Annotated in this window: 11 protein-coding genes; 2 read left to right on the forward strand and 9 right to left on the reverse strand. The window is 66.3% G+C overall.

What is annotated here, in order from left to right; translation table 11 throughout:
* Positions 1–278: 278 nt before the first annotated feature.
* The 5 genes from QMF22_RS15910 to QMF22_RS15930 all read right to left on the reverse strand — a co-directional run bounded on the left by QMF22_RS15910 (position 279) and on the right by QMF22_RS15930 (position 6,308).
* Positions 279–1,514: a right-handed parallel beta-helix repeat-containing protein gene (locus QMF22_RS15910; protein WP_283455424.1), complete on the reverse strand. Its 1,236-nt coding sequence runs from the start codon at positions 1,512–1,514 to the stop codon at positions 279–281.
* Positions 1,515–1,691: 177 nt separating this feature from the next.
* A complete protein-coding gene (locus tag QMF22_RS15915; RefSeq protein WP_283455426.1) occupies positions 1,692–2,753 on the reverse strand; it encodes a hypothetical protein in 1,062 nt (353 codons plus the stop codon).
* 92 nt (positions 2,754–2,845) lie between these two features.
* Complete coding sequence (locus tag QMF22_RS15920) at positions 2,846–3,913, reverse strand: acyltransferase family protein (protein ID WP_283455428.1); 1,068 nt, start codon at positions 3,911–3,913, stop codon at positions 2,846–2,848.
* Entirely contained in the window at positions 3,910–4,980 is a 1,071-nt protein-coding gene (locus QMF22_RS15925; RefSeq protein ID WP_283455430.1) for an acyltransferase family protein, read from the reverse strand. Before QMF22_RS15925 ends, QMF22_RS15920 begins: the two co-directional genes overlap by 4 nt.
* On the reverse strand, positions 4,977–6,308 hold the full coding sequence (locus QMF22_RS15930) for an O-antigen ligase family protein (protein ID WP_283455432.1): 1,332 nt from the start codon (positions 6,306–6,308) through the stop codon (positions 4,977–4,979). The genes QMF22_RS15925 and QMF22_RS15930 overlap by 4 nt, the downstream gene beginning before the upstream one ends.
* A gap of 223 nt (positions 6,309–6,531) precedes the next feature.
* Between QMF22_RS15930 and QMF22_RS15935 the strand changes: the two genes are divergently transcribed.
* On the forward strand, positions 6,532–7,473 hold the full coding sequence (locus QMF22_RS15935; protein ID WP_283455434.1) for a hypothetical protein: 942 nt from the start codon (positions 6,532–6,534) through the stop codon (positions 7,471–7,473).
* A gap of 133 nt (positions 7,474–7,606) precedes the next feature.
* Positions 7,607–8,884, forward strand: a complete 1,278-nt coding sequence (locus QMF22_RS15940; RefSeq protein ID WP_283455436.1) for an oligosaccharide flippase family protein — start codon at positions 7,607–7,609, stop codon at positions 8,882–8,884.
* Here the strand turns inward: QMF22_RS15940 and QMF22_RS15945 are convergent.
* Genes QMF22_RS15945 through QMF22_RS15960 form a run of 4 tightly spaced genes read right to left on the reverse strand, consistent with a single transcriptional unit; the run spans position 8,881 to position 12,824 of the window.
* A complete protein-coding gene (locus QMF22_RS15945; RefSeq protein WP_283455438.1) occupies positions 8,881–9,843 on the reverse strand; it encodes a glycosyltransferase family 2 protein in 963 nt (320 codons plus the stop codon). The genes QMF22_RS15940 and QMF22_RS15945 overlap by 4 nt on opposite strands.
* 50 nt (positions 9,844–9,893) lie before the next feature.
* The gene (gene pip, locus QMF22_RS15950) at positions 9,894–10,850 is read right to left on the reverse strand and encodes a prolyl aminopeptidase (RefSeq protein WP_283455440.1); all 957 of its coding nucleotides are present in this window, start codon (positions 10,848–10,850) and stop codon (positions 9,894–9,896) included.
* 31 nt (positions 10,851–10,881) lie between these two features.
* A complete protein-coding gene (locus tag QMF22_RS15955) occupies positions 10,882–11,532 on the reverse strand; it encodes a response regulator (RefSeq protein WP_283455476.1) in 651 nt (216 codons plus the stop codon).
* Positions 11,533–11,555: 23 nt separating this feature from the next.
* Positions 11,556–12,824, reverse strand: a complete 1,269-nt coding sequence (locus QMF22_RS15960; protein ID WP_283455442.1) for a sensor histidine kinase — start codon at positions 12,822–12,824, stop codon at positions 11,556–11,558.
* Positions 12,825–12,830 lie beyond the last annotated feature (6 nt).

The following is a 12,830-nucleotide window of genomic DNA, read 5'->3' on the forward strand; positions in this document are numbered from 1 at the left end:
CCGCCGCCGCGCCCCCCCCCCCCCCCCGCCCCCCCCCCGCCGCCGGCGCCCCGCCGCCCGCCCCGCCCCGGACCCCCCCGCCGGCGCAGCACACCGCGCCCCCCCCGCGGGCCGGGCCCACCGCCGCCACCCCACCCCGCGGCCCCCCCCCGGCTATCTATGCAACCCCCTAGACCCCGGGGGATGGGGGGAAAACCCTAGGGGGGGGTTCCTCGTGCAGCGCACGAGGAACCCGCCCTTCCATTGTTGCTACGCGTGTGGATTACGCGTTGCGCCGGTCACCCGGGGTGAACGACGACCAGAGTGTCGTCGGGCGTGTAATAGTTATGCGACATTTGCACCTTGGTGGACGACTGGGCGATCACCGCGCAATCGTCAACCCGAGTATTGCGGCCGAAGGTGTTGTCGGTGATGACCACGCCGTGCAGCGGGCCGTGGGCTTTCTCTGCGAGGTTGATCGAGCATCCGCCGCCATCGGCCATGTTGTTCGTGATGGTGAGATTGGACACATCGCCGCGGTCCTGGGTGACCTGCACCGAGGCATTCCAGGCATCGGTCAGCCGGTTGCCGTCGATGCGAATATTTGATCCTTCCTGAATCTGAATGGAATCATCGTGGCTCGGCGTGCCGCCCTGATTGGGGTCGCGGTCGTAGTGCAGGTTGTCATGTACCCAGGAGTCCGAGATCACGACGTTTCCGCCGGTCAGGTGGATGCCGTCGATGACACCATGAATGTTGAGCCGGGTGGCCTCAAAGTTGTAGCCGTAGATTCCCTGAACGTCGGGTGACGGCGTGGTGGGGAACAGCTCGGTGTCGATGATGCGCAGATTTTCATAGCCGCCGAGGTTGCCGATGAGGGCCATCGGTCCGCTCAGGTCTCGCCCGCGCACGATCGAATTTCTGATCGTGACGTTGGGAGCTTCGATTTTGACCATGCCACGAATATCCAGACCGTCGATGACGGTTCCGGCCTGGGTGATCGTCAGGTCTCCGTTGTGCACCGTGAGCCGGGTGCCCGACGGCACGCCAGTGTTGCTGGCGTTGGGCGCGCCTCCCTGCGAGGGGGGCGTGGGCACCGGAATGGGCGCGGGCACCGGCGCCGGCACCGGAACCGGGACGGGTATCGGTACTGGAACGGGAACCGGGGCGGGAGCGGGAGCCGGCACCGGGGCCGGAGCCGGCACGGGCGCCGGTCCGGGCGCAGGGGCCACGATCGGCTCCGGAGCGGGGGTCACGGGCGGAAAGAGCTGAGCCAGCAGCCAACGGAGCTGCGCCGGGGTCAGTCCTGTCGCCGGCGTCGTGTCGGCGGGTGGAGTTGCGGGCTCGGCACCGCGTGGGGTGATCGTGTAGCTCGGTTGCACCTCGTCGACGGCCTGGGCGGGAGCGATTCCCACAAAGGCACCGGTCAATCCGAGCGCCACAGCGGCGACTGCCGCCGTGCGCGCGCGGCGAAATGGAGAACGTGCTTTCTTGGGGGCGGGTAAGCCGTGGATCAGTTTCGGGTTGAGTTTCATAAATGTGTTTTCGTGTCCTGCACACGCGTCGGGTCGTGTTGGGCGGGGCGGCTGAAGGGAGCCGCCGGTCGTTGGTACAGCATTCCGTATCGATGCGGGTGGGTCAAACGAGAGGTTGTGAATTCCTTGAGGTAGGCGCAGTGCACCCCGCCCCGGCGTGAGAGCTCTGTCGGGCAGTTAGCCGGCGTGCACCGAGACTGTCGTGCTGTCGGGCGTGTAGTAGTTGCGCGCCGTGCTGATCTTGGTGGTACTGGGCGAGATAATGGCGCAGTTGTACACCTTGGTGTTGCGGCCGAACTTGTTGTCCGTCACGACGGCGCCGTAGATGGGGCCATATGATTTCTGCGCCACGTTGATGGTGCAGGCTCCGCCGTCGGCGAAGTTGTTCGTGAAGGAGAAGTTGGAGACATCGCCGGTGTCCTGGGTGATCTGCACACCGGCGTTGTGGGCGCCGCTCAGGGTACTTCCGTACACCTTGACGTTGCTGCCCTTTTGAATCTGGATGGAGTCATCGTGGCTCGGCTTGCCGCCCTGATTCGGGTCACTGGCGTAGTGCAGGTTGCCGTGCAGCCAGGAGTCGGCGATCGTGACGTTGCTGCCGGTGATGTGAACAGCGTCGATGACGCCGTGGATGTCGAGACGGGTCGCGGTGAAGTTGTAGCCGTAGATTCCGTTCACGTCGGGCGACGGTTTCGACGGGTACAGTTCCGAATCGATGATCTTCAAACCAGAGCGCCCTCCCAGGTTGTTGATCAGGGCGGCAGGGGCACTGAGGCTGCGACCACGAATAATCGAGTTCTTGATTGTGACGTTGATCGCATTGATCTTGACCAGGCCGCGAATGTCGAGACCGCTGATGACCGTGCCGGCCGTGGTGATATTGATATCGCCGTAGTGCACCTTGAGGGTGGTTCCGGACGGAACTCCGGTGCTGCCGGCACTCGCCGTCGCGATCCGAACCATGCCACCGGTTGCAGCCTGGGCGGGAGCGGCCAGGCCGGCCAGGGGAAGGAGAATGGCCAGGGTCGCTGCGGCCACGAGAGTCGGTGTTCGCCTGCTCGAGCTGCGCCGCGTCCGCGTGCGTTCCAGACGAACGGCATACGGCAGATCGGAGCGGATGAGGGCGGGACGAGGTGAATCAAAACGATGGGCGGTGGGGTGGTGCTGGTGCGCATCGCGCGAATGCAGCGGGGTGAGGGTGAGCGGTCGATGGTGTGAACGTGAGATATGGTCGGTCATGAATTCGTTTCGGGTGATGCACGTTCGGGTATGCGGATGAGGCAACCGCAGGGAGTCACCGATAGTTATTAGAGTGTTACCCAAAAATGAAATTACGTCAAATTAACTTTGCGGTCCCTCGGGATCACGGTTCGCTTCGTAGCGATGACCCAGGATGCGACGGGAACCGTGAAGACACCCGGAACCGCTTGAAACCGCCGGTGCAGGGCTAGGGCAAGCACGATCGCACCGGTGCAGAGCAGCGGTGGCAACAGCGTCGCGACTACGACTGGAGCGTGTACGTCGAGGGCGACCAGGATGGCCGCGAGCGCCGTCATTGGAAAAGTGTGCACCAGGTAGATCGGCAGGGTGCGGGAGCCGAGGGACCGAACGAAATCGAAGGCGGGCATTTTGGCGAGCAGCACCGCGACGCAGATGCCGACGACGACGGCGAGCGTGCTCACGACCAGCAGCACGAAGGGAACCCTGGTGAGGGTCAATTTCGTGGTGGTCACGACCAGTGCGGCGTAGCCGAGGCAGAGCAGTACAACGTGCCACCACCGCACCCGGGGAACGAGGCGTCGAACCAGCGGACCCAGATAAATCGCGGCGATGAAGAACACCAGGTACTTGCCCATTTTGTCCCACGGTGAGCCGGTGTGCAGCAGCTGCGCACCGAACAATACCGCGATGACCGTGGTGAGGGCGACCTGCAGCAGCGGTGACCAGCGTCGCATCAGCCAGGCCAGTGTGAAAAACAACGGCAGGGCGTAGATGAACCACAGGTTCGAGCTGGGCCGGAGGAACAGGGTGGCCAGGCTGGCCCAGGTGGCGTTCGGCGCTCCCGACGGGCTGATCGGCGGCAGGGCGAGCAGGAACAGCGTCTGCAGGGTGACCCAGGCCAGGTAGAGATACAGAAGCAGCGACATCCGTTTGCGAAATAACTGCCAGTACGGCAAGCGTACGGCCGACGCGGCCAGAATTCCGGACATGAAAAAAAACAGCGGCATGCGAAAAGTGTCGAACAGCGGGTTGAGTGGGGCGAGGGCACCGGCCAGCCCCACCTCGTCGAGATACATGATCGCGTGGTAGAGCACGACCAGCGTGATCGCGATCCCTTTCGCGACGTCGATCCAGGCCTCCCGGCCCGCCACAGGCGGCGGCACGGGCACCCGGGTCATGTCGGTTCCTCGGTTGATCGGGCGGGTCGGATCGAGCGAAAGAGACGTTGGTCGAATTCGGTGACGAACGGAGGCGGCTCGTAGGCGTAGCGCAGAGCGCTGCGCGAGGCGAACCGATTCAGGGCGAGAGCGAGCACGACCGCCGTGACGGCGAGGATGGGCGGCAGGATCGGCGCGACGACAGCGACGGCGGAAAAGAAGAGCGGCAAGGACAGCACGAAAGAAATCAGGATAACGATGGGCGTGTGCGCCAGGTAAATGGGCAGGGTGATGCGCCCGATCGCACCAAACCACCGCGCGCCGCGCAGGGTTCGGCTGAACGCAATGCCCCCGACGACACCAACCAGGCAGTTCAGAAAGTACAGTCCGAAGACATCGCGCAGGCCGAGCAGCGCCACCGTGGCGGTGACGGCCACCCAGAGCACCAGAGCCACGGCGATCAGGAGCCAGCTGTCGACCGTGCCGATGCGAATGATCCAGCCGCGCAGGTAGATACCGGCCAGAAAGAAGAAGTAATACTTGAGCGACCCGGACCAGCCCACGTTGGCGGTCTCGAATCCGCTCAGCGCGACCAGCGACACGGCACCGGCGATGACGAGCTGCAGCCGGGGGTCCACTCTCCGGCTGAGCTTGGCCACGACGAAGAAGATCGACAGGGCCCAGATGAACCAGAGTTCGAACCGGGGCAGCACCGGGGAGACGATCAGCCCCAGAACGGCCTGGCGCAGGCCAAAGCCTTCGCCCTTCATCGTCTGGCCGAGCAGGAACACAATCGAGCCGACCACCTCCCAGAGCAGGAAGACCCAGAGGTAGAGACGCACCTTGACCGTCCACAGGTCGCGCCACGGCTTGAGCAGCCACTTCGGAGCGAACAGGCCCGACAGGACAAAGAACAACGGCATACGCATCGAAGACAGCGCATCGTTGATCTCGCGCCAGTACGGAATGTTGAAACCGGCGCCGAGCAGCCAATTCGCGGAGTGGAACAGGGCGACGAGCAAAATGGCGATGCCTCGGCCGGTGTCAACCCAGCCGATGCGTTCGGCAGCCGGTTTCGTGGCGGTCATCTGCTGCGCCGAACCGCTGGCAGGGACGGGGTGCAAAGCAGCGCAGCATCCGTTTCGGCAGGCATTTTGCGGGTAATGAGCAGCCCGAGAACAAGCACGAGCAGCACCGACGAGCTGAAGAACGGGCCGAAGAACATGAACCAGACGGCCTTGATTCCGAGAAACAGCAGCACGGCGCTGGCCGTATCGGATGCCACGTGCACTCCGATGCTGCGCACGATGAGCACGAGAATGATGAGGGCGAACAGCAGCCCCGGGATGCCGAAGGACGCCCAGACGTCCCCAATGATCGAGTGCAGTTCGATGTGGCCGCCGAACATGTAGTTATCGACGTAGCCGTTGTTCGGGTCGTAGTTGATCGCGGCCATGCCGGTCTTGGCCGCCAGAATGTCCTGCGGATTGGGCGCTGTCCCCACGCCGAACCCCCACGGCTGATGCTGCATGAGCGCGATCGTGGCGGTAAGTTCGGGGCGGCCGCCGAGAATGAGCGAACCGGTCTCCTCGAGCTGGGCGACGGTGCGCTGCTGGGTGGCTTCACCGAGCGCACCGTCGAGGATGAGGGCCTGGATCACATTGAAGACGACCAGGCCGAGCACGCCGAGTCCGAGCAAAGCGCGCAGCGCCGACTTGCCGCGCGTTGGCCGGGCGGGGCGCATCTGCCAGGCGACCAACAGCACCGTCAGCAGCATGAACGCGAACGTGGAGCGGGCGTCCGTCAGGGTGGCGACGACGGTGAGCAACAGGGCGACGGCCAGCTCCAACCAGCGGCGGCGCAACTGCAGCGTGATTCCGAGCAGCAGAATGGTCAGGGCCACCGAGTACCCGAAGCGCCACGGGTTCGCCGCGTAGAGCTCGCTCGACGGCGAGACCCCGAGCAGGATACCGGCGCCGTACCAGATGGCGATCTGGGCGTCGGGCAGAACGGTGCGCGCCCAGAGCACGAATCCGACGCCGGCCAGCAACCCGATCAGACCGGCGATCGCACCGAAGGCCTGGCCCAGACTGGCATCGTGCGTGGGCGCCGACAGGGCGGTGAGCCAGATGCCGGAGCCGATCGCGATCACTCCACCGAGCAGGAACAATCGAGCCCCCGAGTACTTGCGCAGCACCGGGAACCACACGGGGAACAGAGCCACACAGGCCACCGCCCCCACGGTGACGCCCTGGTCGATATCGAGGCGCAGGGCGACGAGGACCAGAACAACGACGGCGATGAGTTTATTGACGACGGGCGGGGCCTGGTACGCGAACCGGCCCGCGCGGGTGCGCGGGGGCGGCACCGAAGCGGGACGCGCTGCGGTGTTATTGGAACGCACCTGAAAGGACAATAGCCACCACCACCCGGGCCGCACAGGGGCGATTCGGGCACCGTCCCCTGTTGCGCAGCCGCATCGTGCACAACAATAGACGGCTCCGCGGCGAAGCAACAAGGGTGACGCCAGTCAAACTGAGGGATTATCACCCCCCGAGAGGGGGGCGCGGGGGCGGGTGGCCCGCCCTGTATAGTGGCGATTTCGTGAGAGATATTCATTGTGCAACCGGAAGCTGGCTGTGGTCATCAAGAGATTTGCTCGGCTCGTCGCCGACCTGCGCCGGGACCCGGCGGCCCTGGCGCAGCGCGCCGCCATCAGGCTGCGCCTCACCCGCCTGCGCCTGACCAACCGGCTGAGTCGCCGGTCGGTGACGGGGTCTGGCGCGGTCGTCGTCAACCTGACCTCATTCGGTCACCGGATCGATCTGGTGTTCTACGCCCTCGAAACCATCGCAGCCGGGCGGAACCGGCCCGCGCGACTCATCCTCTGGCTTGATGACACGGCCACCGTGGCTCACCCGCCGGCCACGCTTCGCCGCCTGGCGCGGCGGGGCCTGGAAATTCATTCCTGCCCTGATTTTGGACCGCACAAGAAGCAGTATCCGTATGCCCTGACCGGGCCGACCCTCCCCCTGGTAGCCGCGGACGACGACGTGCTGTACCCGCGCCGGTGGCTGGCAGAACTGCTCGAGGCGGCCGCCCGACATCCGTTGGACATCACCGGGCAGCGAGCCCACACGATCACCTTCGACGGCGACGACGTGGCGCCCTATTCGCGGTGGGTCGCCGCCCGCGGCACCGCCGCCAGTTTTCGAACACTCTGCACCGGCGTCTCCGGCATCTACTACCCGCTCGGCCTGCTCGCGGCCCTGCGCGCCGAGGGTGATGATTTTCTCCGGGTCGCCCCACGAGCCGACGACCTCTGGGTCTATTCAGTCGCCGTGCGGCACGGCATTCGCGCCCGCCAGGTCGGTGCGCGGCAGGCCGAGTACCCCGCTATTCCGGGTTCGCAGCGTGGCACGCTCTACCGTCAAAATGTGACCGAGGGGGGCAACGACGCACAGTTCGCGGCGTGCGTGGGGGCGCGCGAACGCGAGCGGATGCTGCGCGATGATCCTCTTGAGTCGGGCCCGTTGCCCGCCGCCTCGGGGCTCCGGGCGGTGACCATTGATGGCGCCTAGGCGAACCCGCGGCACGACAGCGGACCGGCGACTCGTCCCGCCGCCAGCCGGCTCGACCGCGGACCGGCGACTCGTTCCGCCGCCAGCCGGCTCGACCGCGCGCAGCGCAGCCCCGAATTCGGTCTCGCGCAACATGACGATTGCGTTGATCGGAAACGCTTTCCCCCCGCTCGTCGCGCTGTTCTCCGGACCTATTTTGGCCCAGGCCCTCGGAGTCGACGGTCGTGGTGCCGTGGCCGCCGCAACCGCACCCCTTGCCCTCGTGGTCACCGTGGCGACGTTCGGTGTGCCCGAGGCCGTCACCTGGGCGATCGCCCGCAACCCCACCCTGGCCCGCAACGCGTCCAACCGGGGCATGCTCATTCTCGTCGTCGCGGGGCTGCTCGCCATGGGCGGGGTCGCTCTGTCGGCGACCTGGCTGAGCGGCGGCGACCCCACGGTGCAGCAGCTCATTCTGGTGGCCTGCCTGGCCATTGTGCCCAACCTGCTGGTCGGCGTGTTCCGGGGGGTGGCATCCGCTACCCAAAGTTGGCGGCTGGTGGCGCTGGAACGCATCATCACGTCGTCGCTGCGGCTCGCCGTGCTGATTCCGTTCTGGATCACCGGCACCCTCACCCCACTGGTGGCGACGATCGCCGTTGCAGCCATGCCGGTGACCGGCCTGTTCGTCTACATCGGCCGCATGCGCAGCCTCGATCCGCGCGCGTTCGACGTGCCGCGGGAAGCGCGCACGGCCGGCCTGCTCAGCTATGGCCTGCGCATCTGGGTCGGATCGCTCTCGGGCATTCTGCTCTCCCGGCTCGACCAGGTGCTCATGACGCCGTTTGCCGGCACCTACCAGCTCGGCCTCTACGTGGTCGCTGTCAGTGTGAGCGAACTGCCGCTGATCATCAACCAGGCGGTGCGCGACGTCACCTTCGTAACGGATGCGGCCGATTCGGTCGACGCGCGCCTCGCCTCCTCGGCGCGCATCTCCACCATGTTGTGCGCCGGCGCAGCCCTGTTCCTCGGCGTGAGCATGCTGTGGTGGCTGCCGTTCCTGTTCGGCGAAGATTTTCGGCCCGCGCTTCCAGTGGCCGCCGTGCTGCTCGCCGCCGTGGTGCTCGGCACGCCAGGGTCGATCGGCGGTTCCGGCTTGAGCGCGCGCGGACGCCCAGGCCTCCGCAGCACATCATTGCTGATCGCCTGTCTCGTGAACATCGGGATGCTGATCGTGCTGGCACCCCTGCTCGGCGCGATGGGGGCCGCGCTGGCGACCCTGGCCGGCAACCTGATCTCAAGCAACCTGAACCTTGCGTTCATGTACCGCAAATTCGGGATCAACCCGCTGCAGTTCTACGGCGTGCGGCGCACCGACTTCGTGACCCTGCTGGAGTACGCGAAGCGGTTCACTCGGCGACGCAAGCGCTAGCCTGTTCTGGTCGTTCCGGCCGGGATCGTCACGGTCGTAGCTGCGGGGGTCGGCCGGTACGCGAGGCCGTCGCGCAGCCCGCGGGTCGCCGCCAGAAGCGGCCGCAGCGACGTCAGCAGTTGGCGCCGGCCCCCACGGGAGACGACCTCCCAGGCGGCCTGCGCGCTGCGCCGACGCCAGCGCCGGCGGTCGTCACCAGCGAGGTTGCGGGCCGCGTAGACCAAGCGGTTGCGCACGTTGTAGTAATAGTAGGAGTACGACTTGGCCTGGCCGGCACGGTGCTGGCCGGTGCCCTGGGTGCCCCCCTGCGCGTGGGTCGCCTGGGCATCGGCGCAGACCGCGACCGCTCCCCCGGCCTGCAGTACCCGGTGGGAGAGTTCGACGTCTTCCCAGTACAGAAAGTAGTCGTCGCTGAACCCGCCGACCCGGCGCCAGAGATCGTCGCTGATCAGCAGGCAGGCTCCACTCAGCCACGGCGTGGTGCGGGCGCCGGGGTGGTCCCCTCGTTTGCGGGTCGCCCGCACGCGTCCGTCGTCAAGGTACAGGTCGCTGCCGTCGAACCACACCGTGCCGTCCGGCCGCAGGATGCGGGGCGAGACCAGGGTGAGCGGATGCTCGGCGACCGCCTCGAGCAGGCGGGCGACCTGGTCGGCGGCGATGGCGGCATCCGGATTCAAGAGCAGAAAGTGGGCACGCCCATTCTGCTGCGCCTGCGCGACGCCGAGGTTCATCCCGCCGCCGAAACCGAGGTTGGTCGGGGACAGCACGTGCTGCCAGCCCTCCCGCTCGGCGAGCGCCGCCACTCTGGCCTGCTCGGCCGCGTCGGTGAAGTTGTCGACGACCACGACCGCCAAGCCCGGTGCCGCGCGGGACAGCGGTTGCAGGTTCTCTTCGAGCAGCGCGCACGACCCGAAGTTCACCACCACAACGGCGAGGGAGGCGAAAATCGAGTCGGTCATGCGGTCAGTATCGCAGATCCAGGACGATTGCCTGACAAATTCTCAACACCCTAGGCCGCGAAACGGTCCGTCGCCTCGATGATGGCGTCGAGAATTCCGGGCTGGTCAAAGGCGTGACCGGCGTCGGGTATGAGTCGGAAATCGGCCTCCGGCCAGTTCTTATGCAGGTCCCACGCGGTGAACGCTGGAGTACACATGTCGTAGCGGCCCTGCACGATGACGCCGGGGATATCGGCGAGGCGCGAAGCGTTGTCGATGAGCTGGTTCGGCGTGAACCAGCCCTTGTTGGCGAAGAAGTGGTTTTCGATGCGGGCGAACGCAACCGCGAACGCCGGGTCCGAGAAGTGCGCGATCTTGTCGGGCTCCTGCAGCAGAGTGATCGTCGACGATTCCCAGGTGGCCCAGGCGACGCCGGCACGTTCGCGCACGAACTGGTCGGGGTCGTGCAGCATCCGGCCGTACGCCTCGATCAGGTGACCTCGTTCGTTTTCGGGAACGGGCGCGAGAAAGGATTCCCACAGGTCGGGGTAGATGGCTGCGGCGCCGCCCTCGTAGAACCAGTCGAGTTCGACCGGCCGCAGGGTGAAGATGCCGCGCACGACGAGTTCGGTGACCGTCTCGGGGTGGGTCTCGGCGTAGGCGAGCGCGAGGGTGCTGCCCCAGGATCCACCGCAGACCAGCCAGCGGTCGATGCCGAGGTGCTCACGCAGTCTCTCCAGGTCGGCCACGAGGGTCCAGGTGGTGTTGACGCTGAGGTCGACGTCGGGCTCGCTTGCGTGCGGCGTGCTCAGGCCGCAGCCACGCTGATCGAACAGGATGATGCGGTACTTCGCCGGGTCGAACACGCGACGTTGGTCAGGTCCGGACGCGCCGCCTGGCCCGCCGTGCAGGTAGACCGCCGGCTTGCCGTCTGGATTGCCAGAGGCTTCCCAATAGATGGTCTGGTTGTCTCCGACATCAAGCATTCCGGTTTCGTAGGGTTCAAGCTCGGGGTAAAAGGTACGCATGCATCGAGCCTATGCCACGCATCTGTCGGCTTCAGCGGCCGACCAGGCCCTGTTCGTAGGCCAGAATGACCGCCTGCACCCGGTCGCGTAGGCCGAGTTTGTGCAGGATTCGGCCGACGTGGGTCTTCACGGTCGACTCGGAGAGAGAGAACCGCTCGGCCAGTTCGGGGTTGGATAGCCCCTCGGCGATGGCGAGAAAGACCTCGGTCTCCCGCTCGGTGAGGGCCGCGAGGGCCTGAGCGGCGCATCCGTTTTCGGCGTCGGCCTCCGGCAGCTGGGTGCCGAAGAGGTCGAGCAGTCGCCGGGTCACGCGTGGTGAAACGGATGCCTCCCCAGAGACGACCGTGCGGATGGCGGTGATCAGTTCCCCCGGCTCGGCGTTCTTGAGGAGGAAGCCGCTCGCGCCGGCGCGCAACCCGCCGAAGGCGTACTCGTCGAGGTCGAAGGTGGTGAGGATGATGATGCGGGTGGCGGGCTGAGCCGCCATGATCTGCCGGGTCGCCTCGATGCCGTCGAGCCCCGGCATGCGCACGTCCATCAAAATGACCTGCGGGCGCGTACTCGCGGCGAGCGCGATCGCCTGCGCGCCGTCGCCCGCTTCCGCGACGACGCTGAAGTCGTCCTCGGCCTCGAGCACCATCCGAAAGCCGACGCGCAGGAGCGCCTGGTCATCGACGAGCATGATGCGAATCGGATCGGGTATGGTCACTCCTTGTACTCGGCTGCTACTGACATCGGTTCGTCCTCGAAGGTCATCGTGGCGTGCACGCGCCAGCCGTCGTGCAGCCCGGCTCCGGCTTCAAAGGTTCCGCCGTAGATGGCCACGCGTTCCTGCATACCGATCAGTCCGCGGCCGAACGCATGCGCGCTCGGTTCCGGTCCCTGCCGACCGTTGTCGCTGACCGTGACCTCAGCAGTTCCGGGCGCCGAGATCAGCCGCACGACGACCCGCGTCGGCGTATCGGCGTAGCGCAGCGCGTTGGTGAGCGACTCCTGCACGAGCCGGAAGATGGTCAGCTGCACGCTCGGGTTGGTCGGCTCGCGCCCGCTGCGTTCCAGGACGACCGGCAACCCCGTCGACCGAAAGGATTCAACGAGGTCGGCGAGTTGGTCGATCCCCGGCTGCGGGGCCCGGGGCGCAGGGTCGGACCCGACATCGAGCACCCCGAGCAGGCGGCGCATCTCCGTCATCGACCGGCGGCCGGTGGCCGCGACGTCGAGCATGGCCGCGCGGGAACGGTCGAGGTCCTTGGGCGCGATCGCATGGGCACCGTCGGCGAGCGCGACCATGACCGAGAGACTGTGGGCAACCACATCGTGCATTTCACCGGCGATGCGGGTGCGCTCGGAGATGCGCGAGAGTTGCGCCTGCTGATCGCGTTCGCGGGTCAGCTGTGCGGCCAGGTCGAGCAGCGCGGTCACGTAGCGTTTGCTGTTGCCCATATTGACGCCGACCAGGGTCGCGGCGAGCATCATGATAGCGATCTGGATGGCCACCGGAATCCAGGCGATCTCGTCGAGGTCTTCCGTGAGCCACGCGGCCATACTCGCCAGCCCAACGGCTGCGCCGAACCCGACCCACGCGCTGCGTACGTGGGAATAAACCGCGACCGCGTAGAGCGCGAGCAACTGGGCGATGAGGTGCACCTCGCCATAGTCGGCGAAGGTGAGCAGGCCGATCCAGGTCAGGGCCAGAACGAGCCGAGGCATCCGTCGGCGAAAGAACAGTCCGACTGCCAGAACGAGCATGATGGCAGCATTGAGGAGGACATCGCCCACCGGTGCTGGGTCGTGGTCGAACAGGTTGAGCACCAGAACGAGCACCATGGGCACGACATAGATCAAGGCGATCAGCGCATCAGCGAAATGCGGATGCCGGCTCCAGAACCGCCGCACCACGCCGGGCGGAGTGGGCAGACGCACATCTCCCCCCGGCGCGAGGGCGCGCCCGGGGGGAGACGTGGTGGTACTCATTCTTCG

It is taken from the genome of Cryobacterium sp. PH31-L1, assembly GCF_030063145.1.
In the GTDB taxonomy this organism is placed as follows: domain Bacteria; phylum Actinomycetota; class Actinomycetes; order Actinomycetales; family Microbacteriaceae; genus Cryobacterium.